The organism is Kitasatospora sp. NPDC058492 (genome assembly GCF_042720685.1).
Classification (GTDB): domain Bacteria; phylum Actinomycetota; class Actinomycetes; order Streptomycetales; family Streptomycetaceae; genus Kitasatospora.
Window position 1 is genome coordinate 30,051 of record NZ_JBHXMU010000020.1, and the last position, 15,321, is coordinate 45,371.

Below are 15,321 nucleotides of genomic sequence, written 5' to 3' on the forward strand. Positions count from 1 at the left end.
CGGACCAGTCCGATGACGGCCAGGACGCAATCACTTCGAGGGCAAACGGGTGGACCTCGCGTACGAGGGCGTTCGGCGGGCGCCGCTCCGGGCGGCATGCCGCCTACCGTGGACAACAGGCGTGTTCCCCGGAGTTCGGCCTGTGCGCTGGCCGTGCGTGGACGAGACGGCGAAGGAGTCCGCGATGGCCACTTCGAAGCAGCCCGGGGCCTCTCCAGGGCCGCCGGCGGCTCAGGGCCCCTGCGACTACGACGGAACGTCACCCTTCCCCCGGGATGAGCAGGCAGTCGGGCCGGGGGCGCCGAGGTGGTGGCAGTTGGCGCCGGTCGCGGTGATCGTGGCGTTCCCGTTTCTGGCGCTGGCCCTCGCGGGATGGGTGCTGTGGGGACGCCTGATCGGACCGGCGGACGTGACGCTCGCCTTGATCCTGTACGTCGTCACCGGACTGGGCGTGACGGTGGGCTTCCACCGTGGCCTGGCCCATCGTGGTTTCACCCCCCGTCCCGGCGTGGGTGTGGCGCTGGCGGTGGCGGGGTCGATGAGCTTCCAAGGGGATGTGATCGCGTGGGTGGCCACCCACCGCCGCCACCACGCGTTCACCGACCGCCCCGGGGACCCGCACTCGCCGTTTCGCTACGGCACCGGCCTGCGCGGCCAGCTCCGCGGCCTGGCCCACGCCCACGTGGGCTGGCTGTTCGCCGGCACGGTCACCGCAGCCGAGCGCTACGCCCCCGACCTGCTTGCGGACCGGCGCATGCGCGCCGTCTCGCGCGCTTTCCCCGCGCTCTGCGCAGTCTCGCTCGCGCTGCCCTTCGGCGCGGGCTGGCTGATCGGCGCGACCCTGCACGACGCGCTGACCGCCCTGCTGTGGGGCGGGCTGGTGCGCGTCGCTCTCCTCCAGCACGTGACGTGGAGCGTCAACTCCCTGTGCCACATGATCGGGAACCGGCCGTTCCGCACCCGTCGCTACGACCGCGCGACCAACCTGTGGCCCCTCGCCCTGCTGTCTTTCGGAGAGAGCTGGCACAACACGCACCACGCGCATCCCACCTGCGCGCGCCACGGCGTCGACCGCCGTCAGCTCGACCCCTCCGCCGCCGCCATCCGCCTGCTGGAACGCGCCGGCTGGATCACCGACGTGCACTGGCCCGTCGCCTCCCGCCTGCACACCCGGCGACACTGAGCCGTACAGGCCCCCTTTGCGGACACGTACCGCGGGATGGTCACCACGGGGGCCGGGTCGCCAGGTCACGACGCAGGCCACCGCACCACCCCGGCCACCTACGACGGATCCGCAGGACGCGCGGGTGAACTCGCACAGATCCCCCGGACGGCCACATCGAGCTCGTGTAGCTGAGCAGGACCGGCGCGCAGGCATCTCGAAGAACGAGGCCCACGGCTGATACGCCCCCTGACGCCTACACCCCCAAGCCCGGGCCCGGCCGTGGGCCGCTGAAGAAGACCGAGACGTGCCCGGGAAACAACGTGGAGAGCACGGGTGATCGGGGCGAGGATCGGGGGCGTGCACAGCTGCGACCTGGACGCACAGGCCCTCAGCGCTTACACGCCGGTCTGCCGGAGCGGTCACTCCGGCAGACAAACGGGTGAGGACGGGATCAGCGTGCCGTGGCCGGGAAGCGTTCCCAGACCCTGTGTGTCCCGAGTTGCTCCGCCAGTGCCGCAACGGCGTCGGCGCCGTCGGTTTCGCTGAACACACCGGGTGCCTGCGGGTCGACTCCTGCCGCCGCCCACAGGGCGCGGGCGTCCGCCAGGCCGGCGATCGGCTTGGCGTGCCGGTAGGCCTCGTTGACCAGCAAGGCGACTCGGGAGTCCAGCGCGGGCCGATTGGCTGCGACGGCACCGGACTTGGCGTCCCGGACCCCGCGGTCGTCGGCGCCCGGCGCGGGAACGGCAGCCACCAGGAGGGCGTCGAACTCGACGGACCGGGCGGCGGCGAAGGTCCGCTGCACGGCGAGGTCGTCGGACAGCGGCGCTCCGGTGGGCGCGATGACCAGCGGCAGCAGTCCCGCGCTCAGGGCGGCTTCACGGATCCCGCGCACCGCGCCGACGTCGCTGCCGGGGTCGGCGACGATGCCGAGGACGCGGCCGGTGGCCGGCCACCGCTGCCCGAGCTGGGACAGGGCGGGGCTGGGGGCGATGTCGGCGCGGCCCGTGGTGGTGGCCTGGGGGGCGGGCAGGCCCAGCCCGGCGGCGACCTCCTGGCAGAGCGTGTCGTCGATCTGCGCCAGGACGGTCAGGACCCGTTCCTTGATCGCCTGTTCGTACACCTTGGAGAGTTCGAAGGTGTAGGCGGCGATGACGTGTTCGCGCTCCACCGGGCTCAGGCTGAGCCAGAACAGGCGGGGCTGGCTGAAGTGGTCGGCGAACGAGGCGGGCGCCGCGCGGACCTTGGCCGAGGCCGCGACGGGGGTGGGGAACTCGACGAACGCGTGGTCGTCCGGGCCGGCGAAGAACGGGCAGCCGCCGTCCAGCGAGTTCGGCTTGTACGGGGCGACGCCGCCGTGGACGGCGTCCTGGTGGAAGCCGTCGCGCAGCATGTCGTTGACGGGGGCGTGGGTGCGGTTGATCGGGATCTGGGCGAAGTTCGGACCGCCCAGGCGCGTGATCTGGGTGTCGAGGTAGGAGAAGAGCCGCCCGGCCAGCAGCGGGTCGTCGGTGATGTCGATGCCCGGGACGAGGTGGCCGGGGTGGAAGGCGACCTGCTCGGTCTCCGCGAAGTAGTTGACCGGGTTGGCGTTCAGCGTCAGCAGCCCGATCGGCTGCACCGGGGCGAGTTCCTCCGGGACGATCTTGGTGGGGTCGAGCAGGTCGATCCCCTGGAACATCTGCTCGGGGGTGTCGGGGAAGGCCTGGATGCCGAGTTCCCACTGCGGGAAGTTCCCGGCCTCGATGGCGTCGGCCAGGTCGCGCCGGTGGAAGTCCGGGTCCATGCCGCCGATCAGCTGCGCCTCCTCCCACACCAGGGAGTGCACGCCCGCCTTCGGCTTCCAGTGGAACTTCACCAGCGTCGCTGCGCCCTCGCCGTTGACCAGGCGGAAGGTGTGGATACCGAAGCCCTCCATCATCCGGAAGGAGCGCGGGATGGCCCGGTCGGACATGTTCCAGATGGTGTGGTGCGTGGCCTCGGTGTGCAGCGAGACGAAGTCCCAGAACGTGTCGTGGGCGCTCTGTGCCTGCGGGATCTCCCGGTCCGGGTGCGGCTTGCCGGCGTGGATCACGTCGGGGAACTTGATGGCGTCCTGGATGAAGAACACCGGGATGTTGTTGCCGACCAGGTCGAAGACGCCCTCGGAGGTGTAGAACTTCGTCGCGAAGCCCCGGGTGTCGCGGACGGTGTCGGCCGAGCCGCGCGAGCCCAGCACGGTGGAGAAACGGACGAACACCGGTGTCTGCACGCCCTCTTGGAGGAATGCGGCCTTGCAGACGCCGCCGGAGGTGCCGTAGCCGCGGAACACGCCGTGAGCCGCGGCGCCGCGGGCATGCACGACCCGCTCCGGGATCCGCTCGTGGTCGAAGTGGGTGATCTTCTCGCGCAGGTGGTGGTCCTGGAGCAGGACCGGTCCGCGCGGACCGGCCTTCAGCGAGTGATCCGAGTCCGGGAGCCGCGCGCCCTGTGCGGTGGTCAGGTATCCGCCGCTCTGCGACCGCACGTCCGCGGGCGCGCCGGTGTCACGGCCGGTGGGCGACAGCGGCAGGGGCGCCTGCTGGTCCGGCTTCGGGGGCAGCGGAGCCCTCGGCTCGGTGGGCTCCGCCACCTGCGGCGGTCTGCTGCCGGGCGCACCGGGCACTCTGCCCGACGGCTGTCTGTCGTCGTGCACGGTCTCTGCGACGGCGTCGACGATCTTCTTCACGGGGCCCGTCCTGTCGTCCATCTGTCCTCCGGCGTTGGCGTCGAGCCCGCAGGGCCCGATCGGCCGGACCGGCGCCCACAGGCGTACTGGTGCTGTACGAACGACTATCCCGACGGGCGGCGCCCTGCCCGGCACGACACACCCGGCCCCGGCGAAGTACGGTCCGGCTTCGGCACCTTCGCCACCCACCATCTCCCGCTCAGCGACGCGCCGACAGCGTACGAGATGTTCCAGAAGAAGCAGCACGGTGCTGTGAAGGTGCCACGTCCGCGCCGGAGCCGCCAGCCACCGCCTCGAATCCCCCGGCAACATCCTGCAGCACGGGCGAGGCCCGCACCCGGCGGGTCCTGGCCAGCTGCCACTCCCACGGACCTGCGGCTCCCGCGCACGTCGGGAGCCGCAGCCGGGGGTATCAGCCGGGGGCGGATCAGCTGTGGTGGCCGCCGTAGTACCGGCCGACCTGGTCGCGGTAGCCGCTGTCGCCGCGGTGCTTGTCCTGGTCGTACTCGGGTGCGTTCTTGATCTGCTCCTTGGTCCGGTTGACGTTGACCTTCTTTTCCTTCATGTCTACGCGCACAACGGTTCCGGCGGGCAGCAGGACGTGCTTGCCGAAGATCCACGGGCCGGTGTCGACCACGATGTAGGCGGAGCCGACCTCCTCGGTGGCCTCGTCGACCTTGCCGATATGGCCGTCAGTCGCCTCGACCTTGAAGCCGACCAGGCTCACGCCGGGCGTGTAGTGCGACTCGGGGTTGTAGCTCCACATGTCGGTCACGGAGATTCCTCTTCTCTGGATAGGGTGCGGGGATCTACGTTGCACCGGGCAGTCAGGCACCCGGGAGCCGTTGCGGCCGTCATGACCGTCCGCGCCTGCCTCGTCGCGCCAGTGCTCGCCCTAGGCGAGTTGACGGAAGCCGTCGCGCCGGCCGACCAGCAGGATGACCACTACGACACGGTCGCCGTCGGCGCGCTCGGCCAGCGGGGTGGGCGCCGGGCTGCCGGCTGTTGACGTCGCCGACCACTCCGACCTCACCGGCCGGGCAGCCCGCGGGCAGGACGAACGCGACCTCGGTGCGGTCCAGGCACCGCATGCGCTCCACCATGGAACGTCAGCTCCTCACCCGGGGAAACGTCAACGCGATCATCGCGCGCCAAGGCACCGCCGACCACGCGGCACCGCACACCCGGCTACCGCTGTCACCCGCACAGCCGCCCAGAGCTCCTTCCCGCCGGCCGGCGAGCGGCCCACCGGGCCACGCCAGGTGGACCCCGGTCGTTGCCGCACCACCGCATCCGGTGCGCCTCGCGTCACGGCAGCGGGACCGCGTGGAGGCAGGAGTGGCGTCCTGGTCCCGACGCGACGCCCGCTCGTTCCCCGCCGCTCAGGCCGTCAGCCGCGTGAGCCGGTGCCAAGGGCTGCGGGCCGTCCACCGGGCCGCCTCGGGTGGCGTTGGGTACCGTGATTTTGAGGGGCCAACGATGGGCCAAGGCAGCAAGGGAGCGAGGATGGCTGACGCGATCGTGATTGGCGCCGGACCGAACGGCCTGGTGGCAGCCAACGTACTGGCCGACGCGGGCTGGCAGGTCGAGGTCCTCGAAGCGCAGCCCCAGCCCGGCGGAGCCGTCCGCAGCAACCGCGCCCTCGACCCCGCATTCATCAACGATCTGTTCAGCTCCTTCTACCCCCTGGCCAAGGCGTCGCCCGCCATCGGGGCTCTGCAACTGGAGCAGCACGGACTGGCGTGGAGCCACGCCCCCACCGTCCTCGCACACCCCCTCGCGGACGGCCGCTGCGCAACCCTCCACCGCGGCCCCACCGCCACGCGCGACCAGTTGGAGACCGCCTTCGGGGCCCCCGACGCGGCTGCATGGGAACAGCTGACCGCGCTGTGGCAGACCCTGCACCCGCACCTGCTGCGCAGCCTCTTCACCCCGTTCCCACCGATCAAGCCGACCGCCGTGATGGCAGCCAGACTCCGGCCGGCCGGAATCATACGGACCGCGCGCTTCATGACCCTGCCGGTCCGCAGGCTGGCGGAGGAAGAGTTCACCCAGCCGGGTGCCGGCCTGCTGCTGGCCGGCTGCGCCCTGCACGCCGATCTCCTCCCGGAGGCGGCTGGCAGCGCGGCGTTCGGCTGGCTGATGGCGATGCTCGGGCAGCAGGTCGGCTGGCCCGTGCCGGTCGGTGGCTCCACCAGCCTCACCCACGCCCTGGTGCGCCGGTTGGAATCACGCGGCGGCCGGGTGCGCTGCGGCCAGCGTGTCGAGGAGGTGATCGTGCGCGGCGGCAAGGCATTGGGTGTGCGTACCGCGGACGGCCAGTGCTACCGCGCCCGCCGAGCCGTGCTCGCGGACGTCGCCGCCACCGCTCTCTACGGCGGGCTCGTCGGCTGGGAGCACCTCCCGCCGAGGCTGCGCCAGGACCTGCGCCGCTTCCAGTGGGACTTCTCCACCTTCAAGGTCGACTGGGCACTGTCGGGCCCCATCCCGTGGACGGCGGCACAGGCGGCGGACGCCGGCACCGTCCACCTCGGAGCGGACCTGGACGAGCTCAGTGACTACGCCCATCAGGTGACCACCGGCCGTCTTCCCCGCCGCCCCTTCGCGCTGCTGGGGCAGATGACGACGGCCGACGGCTCCCGGTCGCCAGCCGGAACGCAGTCGGCCTGGGCCTACACCCACGTCCCGCAGAAGATCGCCGACGACCTCGGCGGCGATGCCATCACCGGAAGGTGGGACGCGCGCGAGAGCGAGGCGATGGCCGAGCGACTGGAATGCCAGGTGGAGCGGTTCGCCCCCGGCTTCCGGGAACTGGTCACCGCCAGGCGGATCCTGTCCCCGCCCGTGCTCCAAGGCCTGGACGAGAACCTCGTGGGCGGCGCGGTGAACGGCGGCACCACCGCCATCCACCAGCAGTTCGTCTTCCGGCCCACCCCGGGCACCGGCAGGCCCGAGGGCCCGATCGAGCGCCTCTACCTCGCTTCCTCCTCCGCCCACCCCGGCGGCGGCGTGCACGGCGCGTGCGGGGCCAACGCCGCACGCGCCGCACTGCGTTCCCACCGTCTGCTGGCCGGGCGGATCCTGTCACCAGGTCTCAGTGCAGCCCAGCGGTTGCTCGGCGGGAACCCGGAACGCGGGTGACGACTACGCGAGAGGGACAGCGCACATGGCACAACGTCAGCAGCTGATCGAATGCCCGCCCAGCCAGGTATGGGACATCCTGGCGGACGGAGACCGCTACGCCGAGTGGGTGGTGGGCACCAAGGAGATCCTCCACGCCGACAGTCACTGGCCCACGGTCGGCGCCGCACTGCGCTTCCGCGGGGGACTGGGACCGCTGACCTTCGAGGACACCTGCGAGGTCCGGATCTGCGAGACTCGGCGGAGGCTGGAACTGGAGGCCAAAGCCGAACCGTTCGGCACCGCCAGGATCGCCTTCACCCTCATTCCCTGGGCCGACCACACTCTCGTCATCCTCGACGAACACCCGCTGCGCGGGCTCGGAGCCCGTCTTCACGGACCACCGATCGAGCTGGCCCTGCATCTTCGCAACCGCCACCTGCTCACCAACCTGGCCCGCAACGCCACCCGCGGACAGTAGGCAGCCGGAGCGCGGGCCTGCGGATCTCGCGCATCGAGATCTGGCGAGGAGTCCGCAGACCTCGGCGACCGCGGTCACAACGGCAAGCCCGGCACGGCAACGCAAACCGACCAAGGCATGGACCCCGGCCGCCCGGCCCGGCGCGTACGTCGGCGACCCCGCAACCGCCGTCCTCAGGGAATCGGCGCCGTCGCCGGACGGACACCGGCTCCTTCTCGAAGGCCAGCAGCGTGAAGGGAGCCCCGGAAGCAGGCGTCCCCGAGGATTGCCGTGACGAATCGGGCGGCGAGGTGGTGCCAGCCGCGGGTGCTGGTGATCACGGTGTGGCCGCCGCGGAGCACGGCGATGAAGCGTACGTCGGATCCGGCACGCTGGGCCCTGGCAGCGAATGAATGGGACTTGCCGGCGCTGGCGACGCGGTCCGCACGGCGTGCAGGACGACGAGCCGTTTACCCCGCAGGTGTTCCACGGGGTTGCCGGGTTCGCACCAGGGTGCCAGCACGACCGCGCCCAGGACGTGGAGCGGCCTGCGGCGGCGAGCGGCACCCGGTTGCCCCTGGAGCTGCCGAGTTCGCCGCCACCCTGGCCAGACTCGGGGCCGCGGAGGCCGCGGTGCCCGTGCAGGCCACGAAGAACCAGGTGATGCCAACACTGGCAACGCTGCGACAAGAGGCGCCTTGCACCGCGCCCGCTCGTCTGCTCGCCCGCGCCGCCGGCTCCAACAGGAGCACAACCTTGCTGACTTCCTCACCGCGCTCGACGCCCGCACCGACACCGCGACCGCCACGGAGGGGGCCGGCACCGGCACGGTGGTCTGGTCACACAGCCGAGGCTAGGCCAACCTCCCCCGGCCGCAACGCCTGGACCGGCTCCTACTCGGTGGCACTGGGCACCTTGAGCGGGTCGCGGGTGGCGGTCTTCTTCGCCTCCTCCAGCTGGTCGCCGAGGTGCTGAAGGCGGTTGCGCCCCATGGCCTTGCGGACTTCGGGGAACCAGTCCTTCTCCTCCTCCTCGACATGGTGGCGCACGGTCTCCATGAGCACCGTCATCTTCGCGTCGAACCGCTCGTCCTCCGGGTCCAGACCGGACAGTTCGGAGAGCATCCACACCACCACGTGGTGCTCCTCGATACTCTCCAGCACGTGGTCCTTCGTCTCAGGTGCGGCCTCACGGGCCGCCGGGTAGAAGACCTTCTCCTCGATGACCGCGTGCACCGTCAGCTCCTCGATCACCCGGTCTGCGATCCTGCGCTTCTCCGCGAAGGCCCGGTCGCCTGCCTTTTCGAAGGCCTTGAACAGCTTCTCGACGGTCTTGTGATCTTCCTTCAACAGCACGATCGCGTCCATGCACGCATCCTTCGCTGGGCGGGTGGCCAGTGGTCGCTCGGACGCGTACCCGACGGCCCGGGGTGCACGCGGACGCGCCGAACAGACCACCCGCATGCCGCAGCCCGCCGCGCGAACCGGCTCGCGTACGGCCAGACTCGCCCCCGTGAACCGCCCAGCAGCCCAGGGAGCACCCGCCGTGATGAGTGACCAGCCCGCGCCGCGGGACCCGACCGAACAGCACCCGAAGCCGCCGTTCCCGGAACAGTCCCAGCCCCACCCCGGCACCGCTGACGAGATGACGCCCCGGCCGGACCACGGCGAGACCAGCTACCGCGGCACCGGCCGCCTGACCGGCCGGGTCGCGCTCATCACCGGCGGCGACTCCGGAATCGGGCGCGCCGTCGCACTCGCCTTCGCCCGGGAAGGAGCCGACATCGCCTTCTGCCACCTGCCCGAGGAACAGGCCGACGCCGAGGAGACCACCCGCCTGGTCGTCGACGCCGGCCGACCTGCCCTCGCCGTCGCGGGCGACTTGCGCGACGAGGACTTCTGCACCGACCTGGTGACACGCTGCACCGACATGTTCGGCCGCCTCGACATCCTCGTGAACAACGCCGCCTACCAGATGTCCCAGCCCGACGGACTCACCGCGATCACCACCGGGCAGTTCGGCCGCGTCATGAGAACGAACCTGTACGGCATGTTCTTCACCACCCGTGCCGCCTTGCCCCACCTGCGCCCGGGCGCCTCCGTCATCAACACCGCCTCCGTCCAGGCCTACAAGCCCAGCCCCCACCTGCTCGACTACGCCATGACCAAGGCCGCGATCGTCGCCTTCACCCAGGGCCTCGCACTCCAGCTCGCCCCCGACGGCATCCGCGTCAACGCCGTCGCCCCCGGCCCAGTGTGGACACCGCTGATCCCCGCCACCATGGACGAGGAGAAAGTCGCCCACTTCGGCGAGCAGTCCCCTCTCGGCCGCGCCGCCCAGCCCGCCGAAATGGCCCCCGCCTACGTCTTCCTCGCCTCCCAGGAGTCCTCCTACATCACCGCCGAGATCCTCAACGCCACCGGCGGTACACCCCTGCCCTGACCCCGCCCCGTGGAACGCTGTCACGGAGCGCCCGGAAGCAGGCGAGTTCGCGGAATCCTGGAGGCTACGAGCCGCAAACCCGACCCGTACTGCCGCTCTTGACCGCAGCGCTGGCGTCGATCTGGAAGATGCAGGCGATGTCGGGGTTGGCCTTGAACATGGGGAACTCAACCGTCTCCCAGGTGTTGTCCGGTCGTACGGTGGTGCCTCGTACGACCCAGGTATTGAGGGAGTCGTAGCGGGCGAAATTCCTCTGAGGCGTAGTTCCAGATGTCGGCCGTGGCGGGGGCATTGGGATCGTAGTCAGGCATCGTGACGCCTGCGTCGGCCAGTAGAGCGTCCAGCGTCTTGCCGCCGGAAACCCGGTTCACCGAAGACGCGGGCCCTGCTGGTCCTGGCGGACCCGCGGCGGCGGCTGGGCCGCTGGCTGCGGCGTGGCCGCGCGCTGGGCCGGGGCCTGGTTCTGGCGCTGCTCGGCCGGTTCGACCCGGCGGAGCGGCGCGGCCCGGGCGGTTCGGGCGGACTGTCTACCCCGCTGGAGCAGCTGTTCGCGGTGGGCCTGGCGCTCGGCCTGGCGGCCGGCTCGGCGGCGCTCGGCGAGGGTGGGCTGACGCGGCTCCGCTGCCTGCTGTTGCTGCTCAGGTTGGGCGGCTTCGGTGGTCAGCTGGCGGCGGTCGGCGAGCACGGTGGTGACCTGCTCGGCGACGTGCTGCTGGGCCAGGGCCGCATCGTCCAGGCGCGGGAGGGTGGCGAGCCAGGTGGCGCCGGTCCGGGTAGCGACGGCGCGCAGGATCTCGGCCTGGTCTGCCTCGGGCAGGGTGCGGTAGACGTCGGCGGCGAGCTGGCGGCGGGCCTGCTGGTCGGTGTTTCCGGTGGTGGTCTCCGCGCTTGCCGGTGCGGCGGCGATGCGTCGGGCGGCGATGGCGGCTGCGGTGGCCTGCCAGTAGGCGTCGTGGCCGGTGCGGCCTTCCTCGATGTGGGGGCCGGCGGGCTGGGCGGCGTTGTCGTCGGTGACCTTGTACTGGTCGCGGTAGGCGGCGACGAGGGCGAGCTGCTGCTGCCACTGGGCGCGCTGGGTGGGGTCGGTCGGGGCTTCGCCGAGGGTCCGGCTCCACTCCGGGCGGTTCTCCACGGTGCGGTCGGCGAGCACCGAGACCCGGTTGGCGATGAGGACGGCGCTGTCGGTGAGGTACTCGTGGTGGAGCGGGTTGGCCGCGGTGGAGCGCGGCACGGCGCTGATCCAGGCCGGGAGGTCGGCTCGGCCGGAGGCGGCGCGGGTGTGGGCGAGCACCTGCTGCTGGGCGTGCTGGAGAAGCTCGGGCAGCGCGGTGCGGCTGGTCACCTCGGAGAGGGCGGTCTCCGCGGTGGTGCCGGTGTTCTCGATCGCCTTGAGGGTCCAGGCGAGGGTGCGCCACAGCTCCGCTTCGGCGCGGTCGTTCTGCTGCTCGGTGGTGGCCGGTGCGGCGGTGGCGAGGTGGCGGCCGATACGCCAGGCGAGGACCTGGCTGAGGCTGTCGGCGCCGGTGAGCGGGCGGCTCTCTGCGGCCTGGCGCAGCAGGGTCGCGGGTTCGTGGCCGGCGGTCTCGGCACGGCGCAGGGCGGCGGTGAGGGCGGGCCATGTGCCTTCGTTGCGGGCGCGGGTGGCGAGTTCGGCGCCGAGGATGTCGGCGGCGAGGGCCTGGTGACGCAGGGCGGCGGGGGTGTTCTGGTGGTTCTCGGGGATGCCGTCGTTGGCCAGGTTGGTGCGGGCGGCGCGGGTCAGGGCGGTGACCGGGTCGCTCGTGCCAGTGGTCTGGTTCGCGGCGGCGGTGAGGAGGGCGTTGGTGTCGCGGGTGGCGCGCTCGGCGGCGGCCAGGGCGCCGGCGAGGTGCGGCCACTGCGGGTGGGCGGTGACCCTGTCGGTGGTGGTGCCGACTGCGGTGGCGGCGGCGTCGGCGTAGCGGTTGAGGGTGTCGGCGGAGACGTGCGGGTGCGCATCGGGGAGCTGGGCGGCGGCGGGCGCGACGCCCAGGGCGGCCGGTTCGACGGTCGCGGCCGCGGGGTCGAACCGGTGGGCGGGAAGGTTGGTGAGCGCCGCGACCAGGGAGGCGTAGCGGGCGGTGTCCGCAGTGCTCGGGGCGTCGAGGTGGGCCGGGGCCGGGCGGTCGTCGGTGATGGTGTTCAGGCGCCAGGCGAGGGCCTGGGCCGGGGAGTCGGCGGAGGTCAGGTCGCCGCGCCAAGTGGCGGCGGCGATCAGCCGCTCGGGCTGCCAGCCGCCGGCTTCGGCGGTGCGCAGCGCGCGGACGACGGCGGTCATCGCGTCGTCGCTGGTGATCTGCTCGGCGAGGGCGGGGCCGAGGAGTCGGTGGATCAGCTGGTGGTAGTAGGGGGTGGTGAGGGTCTCGGTGGCGTGCTGGTGGCGGGGTGCCAGGGTGGCCAGGGAGACGGCGTCCTCCTGGGCGTTGCGGATGGTGTCGGTGGCGGAGAGCTGGGCGCCCTCACGGCCCAGGACGCGCTCCAGGACCTCGCGGGCGGCGAAGCTGTCGGGGTCGTTCTTGGGCTGGTCGAGCTGCTCGTCGGTGTCGAACGGCAGCAGGTCGTGGGTGGCCGTGTAGATGGTCGTCTTGTGGCGGGCGCGGGAGAGCTGGACGTACAGGTCCTCGCGGGTCATGTCCTCGGTGACCAGCGGGTGGGCGGTGTCCACGGTGCCGCCCTGGGAGCGCATGACGGTGGAGGCGTAGAGCAGCTGGACGTTGGCGGCGACGTACTCGGCGGGCAGCGTGAGGCGTCCGCGGTGGCCCATGTGACGGACCTTGAGCGAGCCGTCCTGGTGGCGCTGGAGGATCTCCCAGGCGTCGCCGTTCTTGACGAAGTCGCGGCCCCGGTTGGTGGTGATCTTGCGGTTGTTGTCGCGGGTGACGATCCAGTCACCGCGTCCCGCACGGTTGCCGTCGCGCAGCAGGACGCCGTCCGCCTCGACCTGGCCGGCGGCCACGCGCTCGTCGCGGGCGCGGGCGGACAGGGTGGTGACATCGGCTCCGGAAGCGGCGCTGATCAGCGTGGTCTTGCCCGCGAGCATGTCGGCCTTCCAGCCGTCGTACGCGGCCTCGATCATGGCGGTGCGCGAGCCGCTGACGACCCGCTGGTTGGTGAAGTAGAAGTCCAGGCCGCTGCCGTCGCCCACGCGGATCTTGAGGGTGGCGTCGGCTTCGGCCTTGTCGCTGAACCGGTGGAGTTCGGTGAGTTCGACGGCGCCCGCTACGGCGGCGATCAGGCGCAGCGCGCCGCCGGCTTCGACGGAGCTGAGCTGGCGGTAGTCGCCGAGCAGACGCACGGTCGCGCCGCGCTGGGCGGCGATCCGGGTGAGGTTGTCCAGGTTGAGGGTGCCCGCCATCCCGGCCTCGTCCACCAGGACTACGTCGCCCGGGTTCAAGGCGAAGCCGGCCCGGCTGGCGGGGATGTTCTCGCCTCGCTGGAGCTGACCGGCGTAGGTGCCGCCGGTGTACTCCCAGAGGAACTTGTGGAGGTTCTCGGCGGGCTGCTTGAGGTCCTTGGCCAGGACGGCGGCGGCTGCGGCGGAGGTAGCGAGTGGGACGACGCGCTGCCCGGCCTGGTTGGCGACGTGGACGTACGCCTGCATGGCAGTGGTCTTGCCGGAGCCTCCCGGGCCGAGGCCGACCGCGAGCAGCCTTTTGTCGGTAACGAAGCTGGTGACGAGGGCGCGCTGGCCGTCGTCCAGGGTTCGGTGGCGGGCCTCGAAGCCGTCGATCGCCGCGCCGACGAAGGCGGGGTTCGGGCCGCTGGTGAAGGGGGTGAGGGCGGCGTCGACCAGGCGGCGTTCGGCGTCCAGGATGGTGCTGCTGGTGTACCGGGCGGAGGCGTGCTGGACGAAGACGGAGTCGCCGTTGGAGCGACGCAGTTCCTCGGGTTCGGTGAGCAGGGCGGGGGCGTCCACGCGGATGCTGTGGACCGGGGAGATCGCCTCGGTGACGATCGCCTCGACCAGCTGCTGGTGCTCGTCGGTGCTGTTGGTGGGGTGCTCGGAGCGGGCCAGGCGCTCGGCGTGGGCACGCAGGTTCCAGACCGTCCACACCGCGCGTTCCTCGGCAACGGCGAGCAGCACGGTGCCGGCCAGGGTCGGGATGTCGGCCGCTTCGCGCACCTGCTCCTCGGCCTGGGCGGAGGCGGTCTCGGGCGCGGGGACGGCGGCCATCACGCGGTGGATGACGTCCTGGCCGTGGGCCTGGGCGACGGTGTGGGTCCAGTCGGCGCGCATCTCCTCAAGGGAGCGGGCGGCCTTCTTGCCCTCGCGGGTGTCGAGGTTGGCCTGGCGGGCGAGCTGGTGGGTCATGCCGCGAGAAGGGTCGTGGCCGTGGTCGCGGCGGTACTCGCGAAGGAGTTGCTCGTAGCGGGCTTCGATCTCGGTCCGGCGGCTGGAGAAGTGGGTGATCGCCTCGACGGGGACGCCGACGATCTCGCGTACCGGCTGCCGCTTGGTGACGGAGTCCTCGCGGGCTTCGAACTGCACGCCGAGCCGGGCGGTCAGCTCGGTCTCGAAGTGGGAGTTGTAGAACTCGGAGGCGGCAACCGTCATCGCCAGCAGGCCCCGGGCGTCCAGCGAGCGCCACTTGCCGTCGATCCCCTGGATCTTGTTGGCGATGGCGACGTGGGTGTGGAGGTTGGGGTCGCCGGCCCGGGAGTCGAAGTGGTCGAAGGCGACGGCGACCAGGCCCTTGGTCTCGATCTGGGCCTGGCCGGTGCTGCCGGTGCGGGTGAAGGCGGCGTGCTCTTCCAGCAGCTCCAGCGCGGCGTCGCGGGCGGCCTCGTGGGCGTCGCGGACGGCGGCGCGGACCTCCTCGCGCTCGTCCAGCGCCCACAGCACCGCGGCGGACTTCACCGGGGCGAAGACCAGGTCGAAGCCGGCGACGGCGGCGCGCTGGCGGCGGGACTCCTCGTGCTGGATCTTCTTGATCTCGGCGCGGGTGGGCTCGCGGCGGGCCTGCTTCTCGATGACGGCCAGGCGCTTCTCGACGCGCTCGGCGAACGGGTCGAGCGGCTTGTACTCCGGGTACTTGCGTCCGAGGGTGGCGGCCTTGATCGCGGCGGCGCGCACGGCGGTCAGCTGCTCGGCGTCCATGTCGGCGCGCACGTTGGCGGCCAGGTGCTCAGCGATGATGCGCTCGGCGTCCGGGTGCTGACCCAGGCCGAAAAGGGCCTGCATCTGCGCCTCAGTGACGGTGGCGCCGTCGAGCCCGAGCAGGGGCGCACCGCGTCCGAGCCAGATGCCCGGAGGGTTGCCCTTCTGGGTGTAGTACTCGGCTGCCGACTGTCCCCGCTGACGCTGTACGTCGCCGCCCGCGACCTGGCGCGTCAGGTAGGTGTAGCCGTTGCCGGCGGTGAGCTTGTGGATGGTCATCAACGCGACCACCCCCAGCTTTTCCGGTTACG

At 71.8% G+C, this 15,321-nt stretch carries 9 protein-coding genes; 4 read left to right on the forward strand and 5 right to left on the reverse strand.

Features of this window, described 5'->3' with window-relative positions:
• Positions 1–184: 184 nt before the first annotated feature.
• Complete coding sequence (locus ACFWPI_RS15650) at positions 185–1,183, forward strand: acyl-CoA desaturase (protein ID WP_380375134.1); 999 nt, start codon at positions 185–187, stop codon at positions 1,181–1,183.
• 433 nt (positions 1,184–1,616) lie between these two features.
• Here the strand turns inward: ACFWPI_RS15650 and ACFWPI_RS15655 are convergent, their stop codons facing one another.
• The 3 genes from ACFWPI_RS15655 to ACFWPI_RS15665 form a co-directional block, all read right to left on the reverse strand.
• Positions 1,617–3,893, reverse strand: coding sequence for a catalase (locus ACFWPI_RS15655; RefSeq protein WP_380375094.1), 2,277 nt, complete (start codon positions 3,891–3,893; stop codon positions 1,617–1,619).
• 406 nt (positions 3,894–4,299) lie between these two features.
• A complete protein-coding gene (locus ACFWPI_RS15660) occupies positions 4,300–4,638 on the reverse strand; it encodes a PRC-barrel domain-containing protein (protein WP_380375132.1) in 339 nt (112 codons plus the stop codon).
• 129 nt (positions 4,639–4,767) lie between these two features.
• On the reverse strand, positions 4,768–4,905 hold the full coding sequence (locus tag ACFWPI_RS15665; protein ID WP_380375092.1) for a hypothetical protein: 138 nt from the start codon (positions 4,903–4,905) through the stop codon (positions 4,768–4,770).
• Between the two features lie 473 nt (positions 4,906–5,378).
• On the opposite strand from ACFWPI_RS15665, the gene ACFWPI_RS15670 reads away from it, so the two are divergent.
• Both ACFWPI_RS15670 and ACFWPI_RS15675 read left to right on the forward strand, forming a co-directional pair.
• Positions 5,379–7,013: a phytoene desaturase family protein gene (locus ACFWPI_RS15670; RefSeq protein ID WP_380375091.1), complete on the forward strand. Its 1,635-nt coding sequence runs from the start codon at positions 5,379–5,381 to the stop codon at positions 7,011–7,013.
• A 25-nt stretch (positions 7,014–7,038) separates the two neighbouring features.
• Complete coding sequence (locus ACFWPI_RS15675; RefSeq protein WP_380375089.1) at positions 7,039–7,473, forward strand: SRPBCC family protein; 435 nt, start codon at positions 7,039–7,041, stop codon at positions 7,471–7,473.
• Positions 7,474–8,345: 872 nt separating this feature from the next.
• Here ACFWPI_RS15675 and ACFWPI_RS15680 read toward each other — a convergent pair.
• Positions 8,346–8,819 (reverse strand): hemerythrin domain-containing protein, encoded by a 474-nt coding sequence (locus tag ACFWPI_RS15680; protein WP_380375087.1) that lies wholly within the window; start codon positions 8,817–8,819, stop codon positions 8,346–8,348.
• A 181-nt stretch (positions 8,820–9,000) separates the two neighbouring features.
• Between ACFWPI_RS15680 and ACFWPI_RS15685 the strand changes: the two genes are divergently transcribed.
• Positions 9,001–9,894, forward strand: a complete 894-nt coding sequence (locus ACFWPI_RS15685) for an SDR family oxidoreductase (protein ID WP_380375085.1) — start codon at positions 9,001–9,003, stop codon at positions 9,892–9,894.
• A gap of 367 nt (positions 9,895–10,261) precedes the next feature.
• Here ACFWPI_RS15685 and mobF read toward each other — a convergent pair whose 3' ends face one another.
• Positions 10,262–15,289: a MobF family relaxase gene (gene mobF, locus ACFWPI_RS15690; protein ID WP_380375084.1), complete on the reverse strand. Its 5,028-nt coding sequence runs from the start codon at positions 15,287–15,289 to the stop codon at positions 10,262–10,264.
• Positions 15,290–15,321: the final 32 nt, after the last annotated feature.

Bases quoted from the DNA above. Each gene is read 5' to 3' on its own strand.
- ACFWPI_RS15650 (WP_380375134.1), top strand. From the start codon at position 185: ATGGCCACTTCGAAGCAGCCCGGGGCCTCTCCAGGGCCGCCGGCGGCT.
- ACFWPI_RS15655 (WP_380375094.1), bottom strand. From the start codon at position 3,893: ATGGACGACAGGACGGGCCCCGTGAAGAAGATCGTCGACGCCGTCGCA.
- ACFWPI_RS15660 (WP_380375132.1), bottom strand. From the start codon at position 4,638: ATGTGGAGCTACAACCCCGAGTCGCACTACACGCCCGGCGTGAGCCTG.
- ACFWPI_RS15670 (WP_380375091.1), top strand. From the start codon at position 5,379: ATGGCTGACGCGATCGTGATTGGCGCCGGACCGAACGGCCTGGTGGCA.
- ACFWPI_RS15675 (WP_380375089.1), top strand. From the start codon at position 7,039: ATGGCACAACGTCAGCAGCTGATCGAATGCCCGCCCAGCCAGGTATGG.
- ACFWPI_RS15680 (WP_380375087.1), bottom strand. From the start codon at position 8,819: ATGGACGCGATCGTGCTGTTGAAGGAAGATCACAAGACCGTCGAGAAG.
- ACFWPI_RS15685 (WP_380375085.1), top strand. From the start codon at position 9,001: ATGAGTGACCAGCCCGCGCCGCGGGACCCGACCGAACAGCACCCGAAG.
- mobF (WP_380375084.1), bottom strand. From the start codon at position 15,289: ATGACCATCCACAAGCTCACCGCCGGCAACGGCTACACCTACCTGACG.